This window comes from Iamia sp. (assembly GCF_035575815.1).
Lineage (GTDB): Bacteria > Actinomycetota > Acidimicrobiia > Acidimicrobiales > Iamiaceae > Iamia.
Map to the genome: position 1 here is coordinate 30,414 of NZ_DATLXO010000147.1, position 23,185 is coordinate 53,598.

A 23,185-nucleotide genomic window follows, 5' to 3' on the forward strand; every position below is an offset into this window, starting at 1 on the left:
GGCGGGGCGCCGATCGACAGCACCGAGGGGCCGCGCCGGTTGCACCCGGCCTCGCCGCTGCTCGACCTGGCCCGCTTCGGCCCCCAGGCCGCCATCCCCCTGCTCATCACGTTCGGTCGTCGCCCCGGCCTCGCGGTGCCGATCGTCGTCGTCGGCGTGGTCGTCCTCCTCGTGGCTCGCTACCTGGTCTGGTCGCGGTTCACCTACGGCGTCGACGGCAGCTCGATGGTGGTCGAGAGCGGTGTGCTGAACCGGTCGCGCCGCGTCGTGCCCCTGGATCGGGTCCAACAGGTCGACCTCCAGCGCAAGCTGCGCCACCGGGCGCTCGGGCTGGTGGTGGTGCGCATCGACACCGCCGGAGGGGGATCGGGCCCCGAGGTCGCGCTCGACGCCGTCACCGACGTCGAGGCCGAGCGACTGCGCCGGGTGCTCGCCGCCCGCCGGACGCCCGCCGTTGCGGCGGCCGCCGGAGCCGGCGGGGCGGAGCATCCGACCGAGGCAGGCTCGCACCTCGGCCCCGGCCCGGGCCTCGCCCCCGAGCTCGACGAGCGCGAGGTGGTGACCCTGAGCGCCCCCCGCCTGGCGATGGCGGGGGTCAGCGGGTCGAAGCTCCTCGTGGTGTTCGCGGTCCTGGGCTCGCTGTTCGGACTGCTCGACGACACCCTGGGCGACGTGGGGCAGAACGCGGCCGACTCCGCGCTCGACGGGGCCCGACCCGCCCTGTCGACCGTGCTCGTCGTGGTGCTGCTCGGGATCCCGGTGTGGCTCGCGGCGGCCGCCGGCGCCGCGATCCTCACCGACGGCGGCTTCCGCCTCACCCGGCGCGGCGACCTGCTCCACGTGCGCCGCGGCCTGCTCGACCAGCGCGAGGCGAGCCTGGCGATCCACCGGGTGCAGGTGGTGCGCATCGCCCAGAACCCGCTCCGGCGGATGCTGGGGGTGGTGTCGGTGACCCTCCAGAGCGCGGGTGGGTCGGGCGAGGTCGAGCAGCAGGACAGTCGCATCACCGTGCCCCTGCTCGACCGGGTCGCGCTCGACGCCCTGCTCGCCGAGGTCCTCCCCGACGCGCCGGGCCTGCCCGCCCTCCACCCCGCTCCGCCCGCCGCCCGCCGCCGGGCGTGGGTGCGTCGCCTCGTTCCCGCCCTGGCCGTGGCCGTTCCCGTGGCCGTGCTGTTCGCGCCGCTCGGCCTCGCCGCCCTGCTCCTCGTCGTGGTGGCCGCCCTCGACGCCGAGCTGGCCTACCGCGGTCTGGGTTGGGCCACCGTCGACGATCACGTGGTGGCCCGCCGGGGCGGGTTGAGCCGCGAGACGGCCCTCGTGCCGGTGGCCAAGGTGCAGAGCACCCGGCTGGTGTCATCGCCGTTCCAGCGCCGGTCGGGTCTGGCCACGCTGCTGGTCGACGTGGCCGGACGGGGACGCACCCCTGCCCTCGTCGACGGCGAGGCGAGCGCCATGACCGGCCTGCGCCACGGGGCCCTGGCCGCCGGAGCGGCACGGCGCGACGAAGCGGCCGTGCGTCGTCGGGTCGCCGCCGGGGCCACGGGAGACACCACTGCGTCGGCCCAGGGGCTCGCCCGGCGCGCCGATCCACCCGGGGCGAGCTGGTGACCGCCACGCCCCGACGTCGCTCGTGGTGGGGCTGGGGATGGGAGGACCAGGCCGCCGGCACCAGCGAGCGTGCGACCTTGGCCCGCACCATGGCCGGGTTCGGCTTCACCCCCGAGGACCACGACCCGCCGGCGGTGGCCGACCTGGCCCTGCGCGCCAGCCGCATCCGTCCTCCTGAGAGCCTGGCTGGCCTCTGCTCCGATGACCCGTGGGAGCGCGCCGCGCACACCCACGGCAAGGCGTACCGCGACGTGGCCCGCAACCTGCTCGGCCGCCTCGACGAGCCGCCCGACCTCGTCGCCCGACCCATTCGCGAGAGCGACGTGCTGGCCCTGCTCGAGTGGTGCTCCGACGCCGGCATCGCCGCCATTGCCTACGGCGGCGGCTCGTCGGTCGTCGGTGGCATCGAGGCGCGCGTGGGCGAGGGCTACGCCGGCGCCGTCTCCATCGATCTCACCGCCATGGACCGCGTGCTCGAGGTCGACCCGGTCAGCCGGGCGGCGCGCATTCAGGCCGGCGCCCTCGGCCCCGTGCTCGAGGACCAGCTGCGGCCCCACGGCTACTCGCTGCGCCACTTCCCGCAGTCCTTCGAGTTCTCGACCCTCGGTGGCTGGCTCGCCACCCGCGCCGGCGGGCACTTCGCCACCGTCTACACCCACATCGACGACCTGGTGGAGGCCATCCGGGTCGTCACCCCGACCGGGTTCAGCGCGTCGCGACGCCTGCCGGGGTCCGGCGCGGGACCGTCCCCCGACCGTCTGTTCCTCGGCTCCGAGGGCGCCCTCGGCGTGATCACCGAGGCGTGGGTGCGGCTCCAGGACCGACCCCGGTGGCGCGCCGGAGCGTCGGTGCGCTTCGCGACATGGGCGGCAGGGGTCGAGGCGGTCCGCGCCATCTCGCAGGCCGCGCTGTTCCCGTCGAACTGTCGCCTGCTCGACGGCACCGAGGCGGCCCTCACCGCCGGTGCCGTCGACGTCGGCGCCCTGCTCGTGCTCGGGTTCGAGTCCGCCGACCACCCGGTCGGCCCGTGGCTCGACCGGGCCCTGGACCTCACCCGGGCTCACGGGGGCGAGGCGCCCGACGGGCCGCAGCTCTCCGACGCCGGCGACCCCACCGCGTCGGCGGGCACCGAAGCGTCGGCCAGCCGGGAGGGCGCCGCAGGGGAGTGGCGCTCGACGTTCCTGCGGGCGCCCTACACCCGCGACGCCCTGGCCCGGATGAGCCTCGTGGTCGAGACGTTCGAGACGGCGTGCACCTGGGACCGCTTCGACGCCTTGCACGCGGCGGTCACCGACGCCGCCACCCGCGCCGTGGCCGAGGTGTGCGGCACCGGGGTGGTCACCTGCCGCTTCACCCACGTCTACCCCGACGGGCCGGCGCCCTACTTCTCGATCTACGCCCAGGGCCGGTGGGGCGACCAGGTCGCCCAGTGGGATGCGGTGAAGGTGACCGTCTCCGAGGCGCTGGCCGCCGCCGGCGGCACCATCACCCACCACCACTCGGTCGGTCGCGACCACCGACCCTGGTACGACCGCCAGCGGCCCGAGCCCGTCGCCGCGGTGCTCCGCGCCGGCAAGGCCGTGCTCGACCCGGCCGGCATCTTGAACCCGGGCGTGCTGCTCGACCCCCAGCCCCGCCGGTAGCCGAGGCTGCGGGCTGCGGGGCGCGTCGTCCGGCGGCGTCGGTGCTCGTTGGCCAGACTGCGGCCATGGTCACCTACGCCGATGCCGTCGACCAGCTCACCGCCCCGGGCGGGCCCTTTGCCATCGTCCCCGCCGTGGTCGACGGCGTGGAGATGCGGGTCTATGAGTCCCGCTTCTCGTCCCTGCGGGAGGTGCTGGCCATGGGCGCGGGCCACGGCGACGCCACCTTCCTGGTCCACGGCGACCGGCGGATCTCCTTCACCGACTTCGCGGCCGAGGCCAACGGCATCGCCGAGACCCTCGCGGCGCGAGGTGTGGTCCACCGTGACCGCGTCGCTGTGCTCTCGGCCAACAACCCCGAGTGGTGCGCGACGTTCTGGGCCACGGTGAGCCTGGGTGCGGTGCTCGTCGGCCTGAACGGCTGGTGGAAGACCGACGAGGTGCTCTACGGGTTGGAGGACTCCGGGGCCAAGGTCCTCGTCGCCGACCGCAAGCGCCTCGAGCGCATCGCGGATGTCCTCGCCGCGGGCGCCCTGCCCGGGCTCGAGGTCGTGTACGTCGTCGACGCGGATCCGGGCAAGGTCGGCGGCGGTGACCGGGTGCACCCCTTTCCTGATCTCACCGACGCGCCGACGGCCACGGCTCCCACGACCCACATCGACGAGGGCGATGCCGCGGTGATCTTCTACACGTCGGGCACCACCGGTCGGCCCAAGGGCGCCATCTCGACCCACCGCAGCATGATCGCCAACCTCCAGAACACCGTGCTCAACACCGTCGCCGGGCAGATGGCCTCCGACGCCGCGGCCTCCGTCGCCCCGACGGCCGACGCACCGGCGGCCGATGCACCGACAGCCGACGGGGAGACGGAGCCGACCCAGACCGTCGGCCTGCTCACCTCGCCGCTGTTCCACGTGGCGGGGTGCCACTCGAACCTGGTGGTCGGGTTGCTCGGGGGTGTCCGGCTGGTGATGCCCGAGGGTCGCTTCGACCCGGCCGAGGTCCTGGGCCTCATCGAGCGGGAGCGGGTGAAGATCTGGGCCACGGTGCCCACCATGGTGTGGCGGGTGTGCGAGGACCCGCGCCGGGGCGACTTCGACACCACCTCGATCGCCACCGTTGCCTTCGGAGGGTCGCCGTCGGCCGGCGAGCTCCAGCGCAAGGTGCGCGAGACGTTCCCGTCGGTGCGCACCACCAGCAACGCCTACGGGCTGACCGAGTCGTCGTCGGTGGCCACCGTGCTGACCGGCTCCGAAGCCCTGGCCAAGCCGGATTCGGTGGGCCGGCCGATGCCGGTGGTCGACATCGGCATCGACGACGGATCCGGGGGATCGCTGCCGCCCGGTCGCACCGGCGAGGTCTGCATCCGGGGCCCGATCATCATGCCCGGCTACTGGGGCAAGCCCGAGGCGACGGCCGAGGCCTTGCGCGACGGATGGCTCCACACCGGCGACCTGGGCCACCTCGACGACGAGGGTTTCCTGTTCGTCACCGATCGGGCCAAGGACATGATCATCCGGGGCGGCGAGAACGTGTACTGCGTCGAGATCGAGAACCGCCTGGTCGAGCACCCGGGGGTGGCCGACGCGGCGGTCATCGGCGTGCCCCACCCGACCCTGGGCGAGGAGGTCAAGGCCGTCGTCTCGGTCGAACCCGGAGCGGGGCTCACCGAGGACGAGGTCCGGCGCTGGGTCGCGGCGGAGCTGGCCGACTTCAAGGTGCCGACCCACGTCGAGCTGCGTCCGGAGCGCCTGCCGCGCAACGCATCGGGGAAGCTGCTGAAGAACCTGCTCCGCGGCACCGGCGACGTCAGCCTGGCCGAGACCCTCTGATCTGACCGCCGTCCCCTTGGCGCGAACCGACCCCGGCTCTCGGGTGGGGGGTGGGATCGCGTCACCTGCCCGTCAGTTCTTGCGCCGCGGTGCTGCGCCGGGCGCGCCGATCGGGCGCTAGAACGGCTCGGCGGTGGTCCGGCCGGTACCCGTGTCGGTTCGTGCGCCGGGACGCTGGGTCGGGCGCAGCGATCGGGCGCAAGAACGGCTCGGTGGCGGGTGGGTGGTGCCGCCGGTGGGGCGGGCGGGTCGGCGGTTTGGCCGGTAGCGTGGGCGCGTGGCCGGTGTGACGAATGGCATTGTCGGTGCTGGGCGGGTACCAGAGCGATGCCCTCGACCCGGCCGGTAACGCCTGACGACCAGAGGAGAGATCGTGGACATCGACCTGGTGGGCCGGGCCCTCCGCACCCTGCCCGACGACGACGACCACCCGTACCGGTCCGGTCCGTGGCGCCCCCAGCACGAGGAGTGGAAGGTCGACGAGCTCGAGGTCGAGGGCACCCTCCCCGACGACCTCGACGGGCTCTACCTGCGCAACACCGAGAACCCGGTCCACATGCCGATCGCTCGCTACCACCCCTTCGACGGTGACGGCATGGTCCACGCCGTGGGCTTCGAGGGCGGGCGGGCCTGGTACCGCAACCGCTTCATCCGCACCGCCGGGTTCACCGCCGAGCAGTCCGCCGGGCGGTCGCTGTGGGCCGGCATCTCCGAGAGCCCGACCTCGGCCGAGCGCCCCGATGGCTGGGGGGCCCGGGGCCGCATGAAGGACGCGTCGAGCACTGACATCGTCGTCCACGCCGGCCAGGCCGTGACCTCGTTCTGGCAGTGCGGCGACCTCTACCGGCTCGACCCCCTCACCCTCGACACCGTGGGGGCCACGACGTGGGACGGCTGGTTCCCGCCCGAGGGCATCTCGGCCCACACCAAGGTCGACGAGGCCACCGGCGAGATGCTGTTCTTCAGCTACGGGCTGGAGGCGCCCTACCTGCACTACGGCGTGGTCGACGCCGACAACCGCCTCGTGCACCACACGCCGGTGCCGCTGCCGGGACCCCGCCTCCCCCACGACATGGCCTTCACGACCGACCACGTGATCCTCAACGCCTTCCCGATGTACTGGGATGAGCGGCTCTTGGCGAAGGGCCGGTTCCAGCTGGCCATGCACGACGAGCCGAGCCGCTTCGCGGTGATCCCCCGCCGGGGGGGAGTCGACGACATCCGCTGGTTCGAGGCGGATCCCACCTACGTCCTGCACTTCACCAACGCGTACACCGACGGCGACGAGGTCGTGCTCGAGGGCTTCTACCAAGACGAGCCCATGCCCCGGCCCGATGCGGTGGCCGACGACATGTGGATGTTCCGCTACCTGGCGCTCGACTGGATGAAGACCCGCCTGCACCGGTGGCGGTTCAACCTGGTGACGGGTCAGACGACCGAGGAGCACCTCCGCGACGATCACACCGAGTTCGGCATCGTCAACGGTCGCTACGCCGGCAAGCGCCACCGCTACGTGTACGCGGCGACGGGCAAGCCGGGTTGGTTCCTCTTTGACGGCCTGGTGCGCCACGACGTCGAGAAGGGCGTCGATGAGCACCTGCGCCTGCCCGACGGCGTCTACTGCTCGGAGGTCGGCGTGGCCCCGAAGGAGGGCGCCACCGAGGAGGACGACGCCTACCTCGTCACCCTCACCACCGACGTGGCCAACGACCGCTCCGAGTGCCTGGTGCTCGACGCCGCCGACATCGCCGCCGGCCCCATCGCCCGGCTGAAGCTCCCCCAGCGCATCTCGAGCGGCACCCACGCCACCTGGGCCCCCGGCTCGGCCCTCCCCGGCTGGGGTTGAGGCTCGGCGCTCAGGTGCCGGCCAGGCGGGCGACGACGGGGGCGAAGGCCTCGAAGGAGTCGCCCTGGACCACGACGTAGGAGAGGTCCCAGCGCTCCCGGCGGGCCTCGAGATCTGCGCAGATCTCCTCCACGGTGCCGATGAGGGCGTGGGGGTAGTCGGCGACCTCGTCGGGTGGGATGCCGAACAGGGGCGCCATCATCTCAATGGTGCCGGCCCGATCGTCGGTGACGATGGTGGCGAAGTGCAAGGCGTTGAGCTCGATGTCGCCGTAGCGGTCACCAGCCGCTTCGCGGACCCAGCCGATCTTCTCGTCGGTGGCACCCGCAGTGCCGGACAAGGCGGCGTCGGCATCGACCCGCCCGTTGGGGATCGACGGGTTGATGCCGACGATCTGGGCCTCTCGCCCGGCGAAGGACAGCACCCGCTTCATGCCGCCGCCGATGAGCAGGGGCGGGTGGGGCTTCTGCACCGGCTTGGGTAGGCCGTCGTAGCCCGAGATCGTGTAGTGCGGTCCGTCGTGGCTGAAGGCGCCGTCGGCGAAGGCGCCCTTCAGCACCGCAACGGCGTCGATCATGCGGTCGACGCGCACCTTGGGCGGGTCCATGGGAATGCCCGACTGGTCGTAGTCGGAGCTCATCCAGCCGGCGCCGATGCCCAGCTCGAGGCGTCCGCCGGAGAGGAGGTCGATGGTGGCGCAGTCCTTGGCCAGCACGACAGGGTGGCGGTAGTCGTTGTCGTAGACGAGGGCGCCGACGCGCAGGGTGGTGGTGGCATCGGCGGCAGCCTGGAGGGCGATGGTGGGGGAGAGCTGGTCGCCGAAGTGGTCGGGGATGAAGACGGTGGAGTAGCCGAGGTCCTCGGCCTGGCGGGCCAGGCCCGACCACGAGGGGCCGTCGGGGGCGGTGGCGAGCTGGACGCCGAAGCGGAACGGGCGGGGGTGGGCCATGGGTCGTCACGCTACCGGTGACCAGGGGCGCGGGTGCTCAGAGAGGGTCGGCCACTAGCCTGCACACTGACGTGAAGGTCCTCAAGGTGGTGCTCACCAACATCGGGCGGTTGATCCGCCTCGCGCTCATCGTGGGCGTGGGGCTCGTCACGCTCACGACGGCCATCGCCGTCGCCGCGCCCCGCATCGCCGAGATCGCCGGGTCACACCGCTTCGAGCGGGCCGGGATCAGCCTGGAGACCCTCTCGGAGCGCTCCTACGTCTATGACCGCAACGGCGCCCTCTTGGCCACGTTCGTGGCCGAGGAGAACCGCGTCCAGGTCGGCCTCGAGGACGTCCCCCGCACCGTCGTCGACTCGGTGCTCGCCGCCGAGGACTCCGCCTACTACAGCCACCAGGGCGTCAACGCCCGCTCGATCGGACGCGCCCTCACCGCCAACATCGAGAGCGGTGGCGTGGCCCAGGGCGGCTCCACGATCACCCAACAGGTGGTGAAGAACACCATCGACGAGGACGACCAGGACTTCGCCCGCAAGGTGCGCGAAGCGGTCCTCGCAGTGGAGCTCGAGGAGGACTACACCAAGGACGAGATCCTCGAGCACTACGTCAACACGGTGTACTTCGGCGCCGGGGCCTATGGGGTGCAGGCCGCGGCGGAGACGTACTTCCGCAAGGACGTGGGCGAGCTGTCATGGGCCGAGGGGGCGATGCTCGCCAGCATCATCCGTTGCCCGGGGTCCTGCGACCCGTTCAAGAGCCGCAGCCGGGCCTCCAGCCGGCGCAACACGGTGCTCGACGCGTTGGTGATCACCGGACGCCTCGGGCGCACGGAGGCCGACCTCAACAAGTTGGTCCCGCTGCCCACCGAGGCCTTCGAGCCCCGCCAGCCCAACGACTACTTCGTCGAAGAGGTCAAGCAGCAGCTCCTCGACGACGAGCGTCTCGGGTCCACCCCGACGGCCCGCTACAACCGCCTCTACGGCGGAGGGTTGCGGGTGTACACCACCTTCGACCAGCGTCAGCACCTGCTCGCGGTCCAGGCCCGCAACGACAACCTGCCCGTGAGCACCGGCGACGGCACCTTCGCGCTGCCGCCGGATCCTCTCACCGGCCTCACCCGCTTCGGCACCGCCGCGATGGCAGGGGTCGAGCCCGGCACCGGAGCGGTCCGCTTCCTCGTGGGCGGCCCCGGCTTCGACCGCTACCAGTTCGACCTCTCCCAGCAGAGCAACCGCCAGGTCGGTTCCACGTTCAAGACCTTCGTGCTGACCGCCGCCATCCTCAACGGGGCGACGCCCAACGACACCGTCGACGGTCGAGGGCCGTGCCGCGGCATTCCCGGTTACGAGAAGGAAGACGAACCGCCCGGCAACTTCGGCGGTGCCCGTGGTGGCACCGACACCCTCACCGAGCAGACCCTTCGCTCGTCGAACTGCTCGTTCCTGCGCCTCAACCAGATCGTCGGCCCCGAGAAGGTGGCCGAGGTGGCGCGCTCCATGGGCGTCACGGCCGATCTCAACCCCGAGAACGGCTCGATGGCCCTGGGCACCGATGGCATCTCCCCACTCGAGATGGCGGCCGCGTACTCGGTGCTGGCCAACGACGGCATGCGCAACCCGATCTACTTCATCGACCGGGTCGAGGAGGCCGACGGCGACGTCGTCTTCGCCCACCGGGCCGAGCCGGAGCGGGTGTTGCCCACCGAGGTCGCCCGGCAGGTGACCTCGGTGCTCGAGAAGAACGTCGAGCGCGGCACCGGCACCCGGGCCGGCATCGCCTCGGGTCAGCCGGCCGCGGGCAAGACCGGCACCACCAACAACGCGTACGACGTGTGGTTCGTGGGCTACACGCCGCAGCTGGCCACCTCGGTGTGGATCGGCGCCACGGGGGGCAACGTGCGCCTCAGCTTCGGCGGCGGCGGCGACCTGCAGGGCGGAAGGGCCCCGGCCCAGATGTGGGGTGCGTTCATGAGCTCGGTGACCGCGAACCAGCCCATCGTCGAGTTCACCCCGCCCGAACCTCCGGCCCGGAGCCAGCGCCTGTGCTTCGAGTCGGGGTTCCGCCGGTGCACCGACCCGTCACCGCTCGGGGGGCGGTGAGCGAGCGCAGCGAGGGAACCAGGAGGTACGGGCTCTCTGACGGTGGAGCCTGCGGAGCCGGCAGCGCTCAGTGGTGCCTCCCTACCCCGACCCCGGCGTCGATGCCCCAAACACTCAAGCCGCACCAATGAGCGAGCGCAGCGAGCGAACCAGGACCTACGGGCTCTCTGTGGGCGGAGCTTGCGGAGCGGTCCGGGCCGCGCGGCCCGTAGTGTCGCCGCGATCCGCCCCCATCCCCCGAGAGGGACCCCATGACCAACGACTCGTTGGAGCAGCTTCTCGTCGTCCAGGGCCACGACACCCGCGCAACCCAGCTCCGCACCCGCCGCCAGGCCCTGCCCGAGCGGACCGAGGCCGCAAAGGTCGCCGCCGCGGACCAGGCCCTCGCCGCCCGGGGAGAGGCCCTCGACGCCGAACGTCACCGCCTCGAACGTGACCAGGCCCGCCTCGATGACGAGGTCGCGACGCTCCGCGACAAGGCGGCCCACGCCGACAAGATGATGTACAGCGGCACCATCACCAACCCCCGCGAGCTCCAGGGCTTCCAGGACGAGGTGGCGTCGCTGGGGCGGCGCGTCGGCGAGCTCGAGGAGCAGGAGATCGAGATCATGGTCGAGCGCGAACCCTTCGACGAGGAGGCCACCGCGCTCCACGCTGAGCGGGCCATCCTCGCCGAGCGGGCCGAGGCCCTCGCGATGCGCATCACCGTGGCCGAGGCCGAGATCGACGCGGAGCTCGAGACGGTGGTCGGGGACCGGGCCACGGCGGCCGCAGATGTGCCCGCCGACCTGCTCGAGGAGTACGAGGCGTTGCGCTCGGTCCACGGGGGCGTCGGCATCTCCCGACTCGAGCACGGCACGTGCGGTGGTTGCCACATGAAGCTCTCGGCCGTCGAGCTGGCCCGCATCAAGGCGCTGCCCCCTGATGCCCGCATCCACTGCGAGGACTGCGACCGGCTCCTGGTGCGCTGAGCGCGACGTCATCCGTGTCCCCTGGTCCGCCGGTCCCGTGCTCGGACGCCGTTGATGTCGCCCCGCTCCTTCGACCAGGCACCCGGTGGCCGTTGATGTCGCCCCGCTCCTTCGACCAGGCACCCGGTCGCCGCTGATGCTGCTCTGGTTCGTCGGACCCGCCATCGCCATCGTCTGGCTGGTCTTCCGCAGCCCTGCCCTCGACTACCGCGTGGTGGCCGCCGGCGCCGTCCTGCCCCTCGCCGAAGCGGTGGCCGGCGGGCCCCGGGTGCTCCACACCCTGCTCGGGGCCGTTCTGGCGCTCGGCGTGGTGATGCTGGGGACCCGCAACCGGCGCCTGGTCAGACGGCGCTGGCTGGGGCTCCCGATCGGCCTCTTCCTCCACTTGGCCCTCGACGGATCCTTCACCCGGGCCGAGCTGTTCTGGTGGCCGTTCTTGGGCTGGGCCCTCGGCCCCGGCGGGCTGCCCGAGCTCGATCGGCCGATGGTGGTCATCGTCGCCCTCGAGGTGCTGGGGGCGGCGGCCTGCTGGTGGTGCTGGCGCACGTTCGGGCTGGATGACCCGGCCCGTCGCGCCGTGATGGTCCGCACCGGTCAGGTCGACCGCACCCTCCTGCCGCCCGGCTGACTCGGGGCTGGCCCGGTCCTCCGAACTGGTAGCGACATCGGGCGCTCCCGCCCCCAGATCCGAGACCAGTTGGCCGCTGAGCCCGGACTGGTCACGGGACCGGGCGCTCCCGCCCCCAGGTCGCTTACCAGTTCGGGGCGTGGCGCTCGGGGTGGCTCAAGTCGGGGGCGTCAGGCCGAGCTGGGCGCCCCGGATGCTGATCGACCCACCGGTCGGTTCGTGGCGAAGCGACACCTGCTATCCGACCACTGGAGCCCGAAACCGCGCCGACGGTTGTCAGGGGAGCCCGGCGTGGGGCACGTCGACGGTGACGGTCGCCAGCGAGGCCTCGCGGACCTCACGGCGGGCGTGTTCGAAGAAGTCGGGCGCCACGCAGGCCAGGAGGGTGTGGCCGTCGTCGCCGCCGAGCATGCAGGCGAAGACGCCCTGGCCCTCGGGCGCGGCGATCTCCTCGACGATCTCGCCTCCTGGCGCGATGCGGATGAGCCGGGCGCCGATGGCGTCCGCGGCCCAGATGTGGCCCTCGGCGTCGAGGGTGCAGCCGTCGGGGCCGACGGTGACGGCGCCGAGGGTCTCGGCGAAGCTGCCGATGGGCGGGGTAGGAGCCATCTGGCCCCAGATCCGGCGGTCCGACAGGGACCCGTCGGCGTCGATGGTGAACGCCGTGTAGCGACAGCCCATCGTCTCGCCCACGATCAGGGTCGAGCCGTCGGGGGTGATCACCGAGCCGTTCGGGAAGGAAAGGTCCTCGGCCGCCACCGTGACCTCTCCCTCCGGCGAGACTCCGTAGATCGGCGACGGCCGGGGGTCGGCGCCGGCCATGAGGTCGAAGCCGAAGCTGCCCACGTAGGCGACGCCCGAGGCGCTCACCACCATGTCGTTGCTCGGGCCCTGCACCTGGTCGCCGAGCTCGGCGTGGACCTCGGTGCTGCCGTCGACGGCGACGCGCAGCACCTGGTTGTCCTTCATCGACACCGCCAGCAGGGTGCCGTCGGGCAGCCAGCCGAGGCCCGACGGCTGGCCCGGTACTTCGGCGATCTGGGTCTCGGTGCCGTCAGGGCTGAGGGTGAAGATGCCGTGGCGGTAGAAGTCCGACACCCACCAGCGGCCGTCGTGCCACCGGGGGCCCTCGAAGAAGCAGCCGCCGCCGGACAGGGGGGAAAGGGTGCGTTCGCTCATGGCGGTGACCCTATGACCGGCGTCGCCCGCTCGCTGGTTGGCATCGACCGCGCCGGGGCCGGCCCGGGCTCAGCCTCGAGCCTCAGAAGCCTCGGAACGGTAGGGCTCGGTCGCGTTGGAGCCAGTTGTCGTCTGGGTAGGTGGCGGTGCCGTCGATGACGTGGAGCGAGTAGGCCTGGCGCGAACGCGGCGAGCGGTTGGGGCCCGACCAGTGGGGTAGCCGGCCGTGGAGGGCGACGAGAGTGCCGGCTTCGACCTCCAGCGGGACGAGCGGCCCGCCCGGTCCGGGGGCGGGGAGGGCGGCGGCGTCGAGGTCGACGAAGCGGGTGCCGTCGGCGTCGGTGGCCCCGGCTCGTGCGAAGCGGCGCCGCAGCGGCCCCCGGTGCCCGCCGGGCCCGGTCCACAGGCAGCCGTTGTCGAGCGTGGCGTCCTCGAGGGCGACCCACAGCCCGATGACCGACAGCGGGTCGGTGAACAGGAACGTGGCGTCCTGGTGGCATCCGACCTCACCGCCGATGTGGGGCTGCTTGAAGATGTGCATCGACTGCACCAGGAGAGGCTCGGCCACGCCCAGGCCGGCGGTGACCTCAGCCATCACCGGGGCCCGGGCGAAGCGGTCGTACGCGTCGTCGAGATCGTGTTGGGCGTGGCCGATCTTGTTGATCGAGCGCTCGAGGGGAACGGCCAGCTCGCCGTCGGGGGCGAAGGCCTCCTCCTCGAAGAAGCAGCGCACCTGGCTGCCGGAGGAGAGGAACCACTCATCGGAGGCACGGGTCTGCTCGTGGGTGGAGAACACCGACACCGGGTCGCCGGCGGCCTCCTCCACGATCTCCGCGGCGCGGGTCATGAGCTCGCGACAGGCGGCGGGCGACACGGCCCCGGGCACCACCAGGTATCCGTCGCGCTCCCAGGCGGCGATGTCGTCGGCGGTGAGGGGCGGAGGCGGCGTGGTGGTGCTCACCGGCGCGAGGCTATGGCGGCGCGGCCAGGTCGTCACCCGGGCCACGGGCGAACGTCGGGCCCTGCTCCCGTCGCCTCGACGGCCGAGGGCGGGCGCCGGCGTGACACAAGCGCGGCGCCGAGGGGGGAGCCGACCCCGGATCCGGTCGGGAACCGGGTCATCGCGCGTACCGTCGGATCCACCATGTACCGCACCCGTCCCGTCCTGGCCGTGCTCGCCGTGCTGGTGGTGGTCGTGGCCGCCTGCGGCGACGACGCCCCGCCGACGGCGGTCGACACCGCCCCGCCCCCTGGCTCCGAGGGTGAGGTCGTGCCGGGCGAGGTGGAGCTGCTCGCCGAGGGCTCCGATGGCGACCCCGAGGGTGCCGGGCCGGGGCTCATCGTCGACGCGGTCGACCTGCGGGCCTTCGCCGGACGCTTCCTGGGTGGCCAGGACGGAGCCTCCGAGACCGTCGATGAGCTGGTCACCGAGCTCGACGGGGGCGACGGCGATGGTCGGCTGTTCGTCGGCGGCGTGGTGAGCAGTGGGTGCTTCGCACCCGACGGGGTCGAGCTGCGCCGCGACGGAAGGGACCTGCGCCTCGTCCCGACGGGGTTGGAGGAAGACCCCGACGTGGTCTGCGCCCGGGCCATCACCACCGTGGCCGTCGTGGCCGTGGCCCGCACGGAGGTCCCCGAGGACGTGACCGTCGACGGGGAGCCGGCGTCGGCGCCCGTCGGGCCGGGCACGGTGCACGCGGTCGAGCGCCTCGGCGGCGACGTCGAGCCGTCGGTCCTGGAGGTCGACAGCGACCGGGACCTCGAGCGGCTCCTGGCCGGCCTCGACGTCGCCCTGTCGGTCGAGGACCTCGGACTCCCTCCTGTCCCCGAGAGATCGCAGCGCCTGGCCTTCGTGGTCGGGGGCTGCGAGGCGGCGACCGCCGAGCTGGTGGTCACCGCCGGCGGCGAGGTCACCGCCGTCCTGCGTCAGGCCGACGAGGTGAACGGGCGGGTTGAGTGCGAGGCGCTCGAGCCCTACTTCGTGGTGGCCGACCTCCCAGCCGGTCTGCTCAGCTGACCGCAAGACCGGCCCGGCGGGTCGACCGGCTGACCGGCTCACCCCTTCTGGGTACTGGATTCGGCCTCCAGCGTGACTGGCGCGCCCAGAACGGAGGCGACTCGGTGGAGCGGCCGTCCGGGTGCGGGCGGCTCACCGGCAGGTCAGGTGATGCGGTCGAGGACCAGGGGCCGGGGCTCGGCGGGCGTGTCGCCCACCTCGATGGCGCCCTCCAGGGCAGCGATGGCCCCCTCGACCCGGTCGGGGTCATCGACGTGCAGCTCGAGCACGACCTGGCCCGCAATCACCCGGTCGCCCGGCTTGGCCCGACAGACGATGCCGGCCGAGGCGCTGACCGGATCCTCCTTGCGGGCCCGCCCCGCGCCGAGGCGCCAGGCGGCGATGCCCACGGCCCGAGCGTCGAGGCGGCGCAGGTGGCCGGTGGCAGTTGCCGCCAGCTCGACCACGTCGGACGCGGCCGGCAGTGGCGCCTCGGGGTCGCCGCCCTGCACCCGGACCATGGCGTCGAACACATCCATGGCCCGACCCGAGTCGAGGACCTCGGCGGGGTCCGCGTCGAGGCCGGCCAGGGCCACCATCTCGCGGGCGAGGGCGAGGGTGACCTCCCGCACGTCGGCCGGGCCGCCGCCCTGGAGCACCTCGATCGACTCGGTGACCTCCAGCGCGTTGCCGCAGGCCCGCCCGAGCGGCGTCTCCATGTCGGTGAGCAGGGCGACGGTGTCGACCCCGTGGTCGCGCCCGAGGCCGACCATCGTCGCCGCCAACGCCCGGGCCCGGTCGACCTCGGGCAGGAACGCCCCCGATCCGACCTTGACGTCGAGCACCAGGGCTCGGGTGCCTGACGCGATCTTCTTGCTCATGATCGACGAGGCGATGAGGGGGATCGCCTCGACCGTCGCGGTGACGTCGCGGAGGGCGTAGAGGCGCCGGTCGGCGGGGGCGAGGTCGTCGCCCGCTCCGCAGATCACGCCCCCGACGTCGCGCAGGGCGGACACCATGTCGGCCGGTGAGAGCTGCGGCGACCAGCCGGCGATGGCCCCGAGCTTGTCGAGGGTGCCGCCGGTGTGTCCGAGCCCCCGGCCCGCGAGCTGGGGCACCGCCGCGCCGCAGGCGGCGACGAGCGGGACGAGGATCATCGACACCTTGTCGCCCACCCCGCCGGTGGAGTGCTTGTCGACGGTGGGTCGGCCCACCGCCGCCAGGTCGAGGGTGCTGCCCGAGTCGAGCATGACCTGGGTCCACGTCGAGAGCTCGGTGGGGGAGAGGCCCCGGAACAGAATGGCCATGCACAGCGCGGCCATCTGCTCATCGGCGACGGTGCCGGCGGTGAAGCCGCTCAGGGCGAAGTGGATCTGTTCGTCGGTGAGGGTGCCGCCGTCGCGCTTGGTGCGCAGCACGTCGAGGATGTCGGTGGCCACCGCTCAGCCCACCGGGGGGGAGGGGTCGCGGCGGGTCACCAGGTCGTCGGGCCCGAAGGCCCCCGGCAGCAGCTCGCCGAGGGTGACGGTGGCGTCGCCGGCGTCGATCACCAGGTCGGGACGGGCGAACTCGGAGAGCACCTGGCGGCACCGGCCGCAGGGCGCCAGGTGGTCGCCGTCGCCGGCCACGACCGCAAGGGCGACGAGGCGCCCGCCACCGGTGGCCGCCAGCGCCGAGGCCACCCCGTTCTCGGCGCAGGTGGTGAGCCCGATGCTGGCGTTCTCGACGTTGCAGCCGGCGACGATCCGCCCGTCGTCGACCAGGGCGGCGGCGCCAACGCGGACCCCGGAGTACGGCGCGTAGGCGCGCTCCGCCATGGCGCGTGCCTCGGCCCGGAGCCGTTCCCACGGCACCTCGGTGTCGGCCATCTCAGCCCGACTCGCCGCGCCGGTAGCGCTGGCCGTCGGCCGCCGGCGGTCGCAGCCGTTGGGAGGCGAAGGTCAGCACCAGCAGCGTGGTCAGGTGGGGGAGGAAGACGACGATCTCGCCGGGCAGCTCGTCGACCGCGCGGAACCAGCCGTAGGACGCCACGCCGGCGACGACAGCGACCGCTGCCGGCTTCCACCGGCCGGTGACCAGCGCCCGTGCGACCATCAGGATCGAGCCCAGGGCCACGACTACGAGCAGGGCGCGGGTGGTCTCGCCGCTCTGCAGGCTGAGGGCGTCGGTGAAGCCGAAGAGCCCGGCGCCGAGGGCGAGGCCCCCCGGCCGCCAGTTGCCGAAGATCATGGCGGCCAGGCCGATGTAGCCCCGCCCGTTGGTCTGTCCGGTCTGGAACTTCTGGGCGAAGACGTAGACGAGGGTGACCCCGCCCAGGCCGGCCATGGCCCCGGAGGTGATCACCGCGACGCACTTCATGAGGTACACGTTGACGCCGAGCGTCTCGGCCGCCACAGGGTCCTCCCCGACCGAGCGCAGGCGGAGCCCGAACTTGGTGCGCCACAGCACGAACGCGCTCACCGGGAACGCCAGCACGCCGAGGACCACGACCAAGGACAGGTCGTCGGTGAGGCCTTCGATGATGCGTCCCAGCTCGGAGATGAGGAAGCGCTCCTGCTCGTCGAGGTACGGGGCCAGCTCGATCAGGCAGAGACCGACCACGATGCCGAGAGCCCAGAGCAGCAGCGGTCGGGCCGCCGAGGCGACCACCGGTGGGAGCCCCCCGCGGCTCGGGCGGCTCGGGCGCCCCGGCCGGCCGGTGGCGGTGTCGGTGTCGGCGTCGGAGGGGTCGGCCTCGGTGGCCTCTGCGGTGGGCGCGGTGTCGCCCTCGGCCTGGACGGCTGGGTGGAAGCGCAGCACGACCACGACGAGCAGCCCCACGGTGACTGCGAGCCACACCAGCACCGAGCTGTCGGTGAGGTTGCCGGTGACGCCGCCGACGAGGTCGTTGAGACCCGGGATGCGGATCCGCCCCACGTTGCTGGGGATCGTCGGTGACTGGTTGGTGGAGTCGAACGCCTCGAGGTTGAGGAACTGGGTAGCGCCGGCGCCCAGGATGTTGATGGCCACACCCGACACGATGTGGTCGACGCCGAAGCCGACGGTGGCGATGGCGTGGAGCAGGCCGCCGAGCGCCCCGCCGAGGACGCCGAGGGCCACCCCGGCCCACGGCCCGAACTCGATGCACCCCCAGGCGCCGACCCAGGTGCCGAGGATCATCATGCCCTCGAGGCCGATGTTGACCACGCCGGCCCGCTCGGCCCACAGCCCTCCGAGGCCGGCGAGGGCGATGGGCATCGTGAGCTGGAGCGCGGAGGACCAGGTGTTGGTCGAGGTGAGTCGGCTCTGGTCGGTCAGCTGCTCGGCGGTGGTGAGGACCAGGACGAGGAGTGAGCCGTAGACCGCGAAGCGCACCGACGAGGGCAGCCGGCTGAGCGGGTCACGCCGCGTGGCGCGCGTCGCGGGGGCCCCGGTGACGGTGGCCGCGGTGGTGTCGGGATCGATGATCGTCACGAGCTCACCCATCGGGCACGACGCTCGGAGCGGATCGCGAGGCTCATGCCGGTGCTCCCGCCGGGGCCCGGTCCGGGGCCGGCGGAGGTTCGGGGTCGATCTCCCGGGCGATGGAGGCCGCTTCTCGACGCTGTCCGATCCGCTGCACCACCTGGTAGGCCACGACCACCGAGAGGATCAAGATGCCCTGCATGATGGTGGTGATCTCCCGGGGCAGGTTGGCGCGCGACATCGGTGTGCGGGCGATGTCCATGAACGCCCACAGGAGCGCTCCCAAGGCGATGCCCACAGGGTTGTTGCGGCCGAGCAGGGCGATGGCGATGCCGGTGAAGCCCAGGCCGGCGAGGAAGCTCTCGTCGGTGTAGCGGTGAGGGGCGCTGCCGACGATGGTCGACAGGCCGACGAGACCCGCAGCCCCGCCCGAGATGGCCATGGCCATGACGGTCATGCGCTTGGCGTCCACGCCCGAGGCGCGCGCCGCGTGCGGGTTGGAACCCGACGCCCGCAGGTCGAACCCGAAGCGGCTGCGCCAGATCAGGAGCCAGTAACCGACCCCCACGACGGCGGCGATCAGGATGAAGGCGTTGAGGTGCACGCCGCCGCTCACACCGCCGGGCACGAGGACGTCGAGGTCGGGCAACCGCCCGCCGGAGGGGATGTCCCTGGTGCGGATCGAGAAGTCGACGGTGCCCTCGGCCTTCTGCTCCTGGAACCAGCGGGTGAGCATGAACGGGGTGAGCCCGAGGGCGATGGCGTTGAGCATGATCGTCGAGATCACCTCGCTCACACCCCGGTAGGCCCGCAGCACCCCGGCGATGCCAGCCCAGGTGGCGCCGACGAGGATGGCTGCGGCCAGGATGGCGACGAGGCGCAGCGGACCGGGCAGAGGCAGGCCGGCGCCCGCGGCCGCGGCGACCACCCCGGCGAGGCGGTACTGGCCCTCGACGCCGATGTTGAACAGGTTCATCTTGAAGCCGACGGCCACGGCCACGCCCGAGATGTAGTAGGGAGCGGCCCGGTTCAGCGTCTTGATCAGCTCCCCGCTCCGGGTGAGCTGTCCGCCGAGCAGCCGGAACACGTCGACCGGCGAGTTGCCGGTCAGGGCCAGCACCAAGGTCGAGACGCCCAACGCCAACACGATGGCCAGGAGCGGCGCCGCCAGGCCGAGCACCAGGCGATCAGATCTCATCGGGACTCCTCGGAGGGATCCCGTCGGTGTGGGAGCCCTCCGTCGGCGCGGGGCCCGCGAGTGGCTCAGGACCTGCGACCTCGGGCCGGTCATCGGGATCGGTGCCGGTCATGTGGCAGCCGAGGTCGTCGATGGTGGTGGTCCCCGGGTCGAGTCGGACGACCATGCGGCCCCCGTAGAGGACGACCAGCGTGTCGGACAGGCCGATGAGCTCGTCGAGGTCCGCCGAGATCAGCAGCACGGCGAGTCCGGCGGAGCGGGCGTGGCGAAGCTCCTCCCAGATGGCGGCCTGCGCCCCGACGTCGACCCCACGGGTCGGGTGGGCGGCCACCAGCACCCGAGGGTCCGAGGTGAGCTCGCGGCCCATGATCAGCTTCTGCTGGTTCCCGCCGGAGAGGGCGCCGGCCCGCACGTCTGCGTTCGGGGTGCGCACGCCGTAGGCCTGAATGACCTCCTCGGTGCGACGGCGCGCCCCCGGGCGGTCGATGAAGTGGCCCTTCACGAACGGGCTGCGGGTCTGCTGGCCGAGGGCGACGTTCTCCCAGAGCGGGGCGTCGAGCAGCAGCCCGTCGCGCTGGCGGTCTTCGGGCACGCAGGCCACGCCCTGCTCGCGCCGGTGGCGGGTGGTCCACCCGCTGATGTCGTCGTCGCCGACGTGGACCGATCCGCGCTCGAGGTCGACGAGCCCCATCACCGCGGCGATGAGCTCGCTCTGGCCGTTGCCATCCACTCCGGCCACGCCGACGATCTCCCCGCGGCGGATGTCGAGGTCGATGTCACCGAGCGCCGGTCGGGCCCCGGCGCCGGCCACGCGAACCCCGCGGAGCGAGAGCTCGACGATGTCGGTGACGGTGGACTCACGGGTCTCGGGGGTGGGCAGCTCGTGTCCGACCATGAGGTTGGCCAGGTCGCGGGCGCTCACCTCGTCGGGCGCGACGGTCGTCACGGTGGTGCCGCCCCGGATGACGGTGATGGCATCGGCCACCGAGAGCACCTCGTCGAGCTTGTGAGAGATGAACAAGACGGTGAGCCCCTCGCGCTTGAGCTCGCGCAGGTTGCGGAAGAGCTCGTCGACCTCTTGGGGCACCAGCACGGCTGTCGGCTCGTCGAGGATCAGCACCCGGGCGCCCCGGTAGAGGACCTTCAGGATCTCGATGCGCTGGCGGTCGCCGACGCCGAGGTCCTCGACGAGGGCGTCGGGGTCGACGGCCAGGCCGTAGGTGCGGCCCAGCGCGACGATGCGGCGCCGGGCGGCGCGGGTGCCGAGCAGCACGGGGATGCTGGGCTCGGCCCCGAGCACGATGTTCTCGAGGACGGTGAGGTTGTCGGCCAGCATGAAGTGCTGGTGGACCATGCCGATGCCGGCCTTGATGGCGTCGGTGGGCCGGCGGAAGCCGACCACGGCGCCGTCGACGCTGATGGTGCCCTCGTCGGGGCGCTGCATCCCGTAGAGGATCTTCATGAGCGTCGACTTGCCGGCCCCGTTCTCGCCGACCACGGCGTGGATGGTGCCGGCATCGACGCGGAGGGTGACGTCGCGGTTGGCCACGACGCCGGGGAACCGCTTGGTGATGCCGTGCAGCTGAACGGCGGGGGCGGGGCGGTCCCCGCTCCTGACCGGCGAGGTGGCGCCGGCGACTGGCGTTGCGGCCAACGGGTCCTCCTGGGGCGGACGGGGCCCGGGACCGAGGTCCCGTCCCCCGTCCGGCGTCGTGCGGCCCGGAGAGGCCGCGAGGTGATCAGCGGACGATCACTCCGGGGCGGTCGGCACCTCGATCTCACCGTCGATGATCTGCTGCTTGAGCTCTTCGAGCTGGTCCTCGATGTCGTCGAGCTGACCGCCGTCGAGGGCGTAGTCGATGCCACCGCTCTCGAGGTCGAAGCTCTGCACGCCGCCGGCGAGCTCGTCGTTCACCGCGCTCTCGATGGTGCTGTAGACGGCCTGGTCGACGCGCTTGAGCATGGATGTGAGGATGCAGGGCTGGGTGCCCTCGTCGACCTGCTGGTACTGGTCGGAGTCGACGCCGATGGCGAGGCGATCCTCGGCCGTCGCCGACTCGAAGAGGCCGGTGCCGGACCCGCCGGCGGCGTGGTAGATCACGTCGATGCCGTCGGAGTACATGCCGTCGGCGACGGTCTTGGCCGAGGCCGGGTCGGCGAAGCCGCTGGCATCGGGCGGCTCGGACAGGTAGGTGACCTCGACCTCGGCGTCGGGGTCGATCTCGGCCACGCCGGCCTCGAAGCCGGCCTGGAAGGTCTGGATCAGCTCACCGTTCTGCCCACCGATGAAGCCGATCTGACCCGTGCCGCTCTTCAGTGCTGCCGCCGCGCCGACCAGGAACGAGCCCTGCTCGGCGGCGAACACCAGTGAGGAGACGTTCTCGGCCTCGATGACCGAGTCGATGATGGCGAAGCTCACGTCGGGGAACTGCTCGGCCAGCGGAGCCATCGAGTCGGTGAAGAGGAACCCGACGCCGATGACGAGGTCGTAGTCGTCCTCGGCCAGCGAGCGCAGCAGGTCGCCACGGTTGGACCCGTCCTCGTTGGGCTCGAGGAGCTGGACGTCGACGCCGAAGTCCTCGGCGGCCGTCTCGAGGCCGAGGTTGGCGGCCTCGTTGAACGAGTCGTCGTCGACGCCACCCACGTCGAGGACCATGCCGATCCGGAGTCCCGATCCGTCAGCCTCCGCACCGCCGACGGCCTCCGCGGAGGGCTCGTCGCCGGTCTCGCCCTGGCAGGTGGCTGGCTCTCCGTTTGACCCCTGCTCGGTGTCCTCCCCGTTCCCGGAGTCCGTCGACGCGTCCTCGTCGTCCTCGGTGCTGCAGGCGGCGATGAACAGCCCGAGCACGGCGAGCAGGGCTGCGAACCGGAACCATCTGCTGCATAGGCGCACTGCTTGTCTCCTTGTGGTGTGTCCCCTGGTCCCGCGCACGGGATGGAGTGGCCTCCCGGGTGGGAGCGATGCGGAACACTACCGCTCGCCCCTCGCGCTGGCTGACCGAGTCCGGGCCACCAACTGGCCCGCCACCGGAGCGACGCACCGCCGGGCTTGTCCTGGTCGATAACAACCGTTATTATCGGTCCATCGCCACCAGTGCTCCCAGCCTCCCGAACCCTGTTCCGACCGTCATCGATCCCGGCGCGCCGGCCGACCCGCTGGGCGTCCGGCTGCTCGGCGCCGCCGCCGAGGTGTTCGCCGAACGGGGATACGACCGGGCCGGGGTGGCCGAGATCGCCCGGCGCGCCGGGGTCACGACGGGGGCCATCTACAGCCGCCACGCCGGCAAGGCCGAGCTGCTCGTCGCCGCCCTCGACGCCCACACCACCGACGAGCTCGACTCGCTCTTCGCCGATCACCGCTTCCAGGGTCGGGCCGAGGATGTGCTGGCCATCGCCGGGAGCCACCTCGTACAGCGCTCGGCCGACGCCGGGCCGGGCAGCGCGCTGTTGATCGAGGCCTTCGTCGCGGCGCGGCGCGACCCGGCCGTCGGGGCGTTGATCCGCGGCCGCGTGCTCGAGCGCCAGGAGCGGCTGCGCGCCGTCATCGAGGCGGCCAAGGAGGGACGCGGCATCGGCACCGAGCTCGACACCGACGCCCTCGTGATCTTCTGCCACGCCCTCGGCTTCGGCTTCTTGTTGCTCGACGCTGTCGAGCTGCCCATGCCCGCAGCAGCGCCGTGGGAGCAGCTCATCGCCCACCTCATCTCGGCCCTCGCGGATCCGCCCACCGCGGATCCGTCCGTCGCGGATCCGACGACATCCAGTCCCCTCACCACCACCCAGGAGCCCTGA

The 23,185-nt window shown here is 72.5% G+C and carries 18 protein-coding genes; 9 read left to right on the top strand and 9 right to left on the bottom strand.

The window, feature by feature from the left end; translation table 11 throughout:
- Positions 1-39 precede the first annotated feature (39 nt).
- The 4 genes from VNL12_RS15410 (at position 40) to VNL12_RS15425 (ending at position 6,929) form a co-directional block, all read left to right on the top strand.
- Complete coding sequence (locus VNL12_RS15410) at positions 40-1,608, top strand: PH domain-containing protein (protein ID WP_325595829.1); 1,569 nt, start codon at positions 40-42, stop codon at positions 1,606-1,608.
- On the top strand, positions 1,605-3,251 hold the full coding sequence (locus VNL12_RS15415) for an FAD-binding oxidoreductase (RefSeq protein ID WP_325595830.1): 1,647 nt from the start codon (positions 1,605-1,607) through the stop codon (positions 3,249-3,251). Before VNL12_RS15410 ends, VNL12_RS15415 begins: the two co-directional genes overlap by 4 nt.
- Before the next feature lie 65 nt (positions 3,252-3,316).
- Entirely contained in the window at positions 3,317-5,083 is a 1,767-nt protein-coding gene (locus tag VNL12_RS15420) for a class I adenylate-forming enzyme family protein (RefSeq protein ID WP_325595831.1), read from the top strand.
- Between the two features lie 373 nt (positions 5,084-5,456).
- Positions 5,457-6,929 carry a carotenoid oxygenase family protein gene (locus VNL12_RS15425; RefSeq protein ID WP_325595832.1) on the top strand — a complete coding sequence of 491 codons (1,473 nt, stop codon included), beginning with the start codon at positions 5,457-5,459 and terminating at the stop codon, positions 6,927-6,929.
- 10 nt (positions 6,930-6,939) lie between these two features.
- On the opposite strand, the gene VNL12_RS15430 is transcribed toward VNL12_RS15425, so the two are convergent.
- Positions 6,940-7,878 carry a TIGR03621 family F420-dependent LLM class oxidoreductase gene (locus VNL12_RS15430; RefSeq protein ID WP_325595833.1) on the bottom strand — a complete coding sequence of 313 codons (939 nt, stop codon included), beginning with the start codon at positions 7,876-7,878 and terminating at the stop codon, positions 6,940-6,942.
- A gap of 71 nt (positions 7,879-7,949) precedes the next feature.
- Between VNL12_RS15430 and VNL12_RS15435 the strand changes: the two genes are divergently transcribed.
- The 3 genes from VNL12_RS15435 to VNL12_RS15445 all read left to right on the top strand — a co-directional run bounded on the left by VNL12_RS15435 (position 7,950) and on the right by VNL12_RS15445 (position 11,576).
- Entirely contained in the window at positions 7,950-9,977 is a 2,028-nt protein-coding gene (locus VNL12_RS15435; protein ID WP_325595834.1) for a transglycosylase domain-containing protein, read from the top strand.
- A 251-nt stretch (positions 9,978-10,228) separates the two neighbouring features.
- Positions 10,229-10,948, top strand: a complete 720-nt coding sequence (locus VNL12_RS15440; protein WP_325595835.1) for a zinc ribbon domain-containing protein — start codon at positions 10,229-10,231, stop codon at positions 10,946-10,948.
- An 85-nt stretch (positions 10,949-11,033) separates the two neighbouring features.
- A complete protein-coding gene (locus VNL12_RS15445; protein WP_325595836.1) occupies positions 11,034-11,576 on the top strand; it encodes a hypothetical protein in 543 nt (180 codons plus the stop codon).
- Positions 11,577-11,852: 276 nt separating this feature from the next.
- Here VNL12_RS15445 and VNL12_RS15450 read toward each other — a convergent pair whose 3' ends face one another.
- Both VNL12_RS15450 and VNL12_RS15455 read right to left on the bottom strand, forming a co-directional pair.
- Positions 11,853-12,755: an SMP-30/gluconolactonase/LRE family protein gene (locus VNL12_RS15450; RefSeq protein ID WP_325595837.1), complete on the bottom strand. Its 903-nt coding sequence runs from the start codon at positions 12,753-12,755 to the stop codon at positions 11,853-11,855.
- 82 nt (positions 12,756-12,837) lie between these two features.
- The gene (locus VNL12_RS15455; RefSeq protein ID WP_325595838.1) at positions 12,838-13,716 is read right to left on the bottom strand and encodes a phytanoyl-CoA dioxygenase family protein; all 879 of its coding nucleotides are present in this window, start codon (positions 13,714-13,716) and stop codon (positions 12,838-12,840) included.
- Positions 13,717-13,899: 183 nt separating this feature from the next.
- Between VNL12_RS15455 and VNL12_RS15460 the strand changes: the two genes are divergently transcribed.
- The gene (locus tag VNL12_RS15460; RefSeq protein ID WP_325595839.1) at positions 13,900-14,772 is read left to right on the top strand and encodes a hypothetical protein; all 873 of its coding nucleotides are present in this window, start codon (positions 13,900-13,902) and stop codon (positions 14,770-14,772) included.
- Positions 14,773-14,915: 143 nt separating this feature from the next.
- Here the strand turns inward: VNL12_RS15460 and VNL12_RS15465 are convergent, their stop codons facing one another.
- From VNL12_RS15465 to VNL12_RS15490, 6 genes are all read right to left on the bottom strand, one after another.
- Positions 14,916-16,190, bottom strand: coding sequence for a thymidine phosphorylase (locus tag VNL12_RS15465; RefSeq protein WP_325595840.1), 1,275 nt, complete (start codon positions 16,188-16,190; stop codon positions 14,916-14,918).
- A 3-nt stretch (positions 16,191-16,193) separates the two neighbouring features.
- Positions 16,194-16,619 carry a cytidine deaminase gene (locus VNL12_RS15470; protein WP_325595841.1) on the bottom strand — a complete coding sequence of 142 codons (426 nt, stop codon included), beginning with the start codon at positions 16,617-16,619 and terminating at the stop codon, positions 16,194-16,196.
- A gap of 1 nt (position 16,620) precedes the next feature.
- The gene (locus VNL12_RS15475) at positions 16,621-18,216 is read right to left on the bottom strand and encodes an ABC transporter permease (protein ID WP_325595842.1); all 1,596 of its coding nucleotides are present in this window, start codon (positions 18,214-18,216) and stop codon (positions 16,621-16,623) included.
- A gap of 31 nt (positions 18,217-18,247) precedes the next feature.
- Positions 18,248-19,393, bottom strand: a complete 1,146-nt coding sequence (locus tag VNL12_RS15480; RefSeq protein ID WP_325595843.1) for an ABC transporter permease — start codon at positions 19,391-19,393, stop codon at positions 18,248-18,250.
- Complete coding sequence (locus VNL12_RS15485; protein ID WP_325595844.1) at positions 19,383-21,047, bottom strand: ABC transporter ATP-binding protein; 1,665 nt, start codon at positions 21,045-21,047, stop codon at positions 19,383-19,385. Before VNL12_RS15485 ends, VNL12_RS15480 begins: the two co-directional genes overlap by 11 nt.
- Before the next feature lie 96 nt (positions 21,048-21,143).
- A complete protein-coding gene (locus VNL12_RS15490) occupies positions 21,144-22,286 on the bottom strand; it encodes a BMP family ABC transporter substrate-binding protein (protein WP_325595845.1) in 1,143 nt (380 codons plus the stop codon).
- Positions 22,287-22,354: 68 nt separating this feature from the next.
- Between VNL12_RS15490 and VNL12_RS15495 the strand changes: the two genes are divergently transcribed.
- Positions 22,355-23,185: a helix-turn-helix domain-containing protein gene (locus VNL12_RS15495; RefSeq protein ID WP_325595846.1), complete on the top strand. Its 831-nt coding sequence runs from the start codon at positions 22,355-22,357 to the stop codon at positions 23,183-23,185.

Bases quoted from the DNA above. Each gene is read 5' to 3' on its own strand.
- VNL12_RS15495 (WP_325595846.1), top strand. From the start codon at position 22,355: ATGCGGAACACTACCGCTCGCCCCTCGCGCTGGCTGACCGAGTCCGGG.
- VNL12_RS15440 (WP_325595835.1), top strand. From the start codon at position 10,229: ATGACCAACGACTCGTTGGAGCAGCTTCTCGTCGTCCAGGGCCACGAC.
- VNL12_RS15430 (WP_325595833.1), bottom strand. From the start codon at position 7,878: ATGGCCCACCCCCGCCCGTTCCGCTTCGGCGTCCAGCTCGCCACCGCC.
- VNL12_RS15420 (WP_325595831.1), top strand. From the start codon at position 3,317: ATGGTCACCTACGCCGATGCCGTCGACCAGCTCACCGCCCCGGGCGGG.
- VNL12_RS15450 (WP_325595837.1), bottom strand. From the start codon at position 12,755: ATGAGCGAACGCACCCTTTCCCCCCTGTCCGGCGGCGGCTGCTTCTTC.
- VNL12_RS15460 (WP_325595839.1), top strand. From the start codon at position 13,900: ATGTACCGCACCCGTCCCGTCCTGGCCGTGCTCGCCGTGCTGGTGGTG.
- VNL12_RS15470 (WP_325595841.1), bottom strand. From the start codon at position 16,619: ATGGCCGACACCGAGGTGCCGTGGGAACGGCTCCGGGCCGAGGCACGC.
- VNL12_RS15475 (WP_325595842.1), bottom strand. From the start codon at position 18,216: ATGGGTGAGCTCGTGACGATCATCGATCCCGACACCACCGCGGCCACC.
- VNL12_RS15480 (WP_325595843.1), bottom strand. From the start codon at position 19,393: ATGAGATCTGATCGCCTGGTGCTCGGCCTGGCGGCGCCGCTCCTGGCC.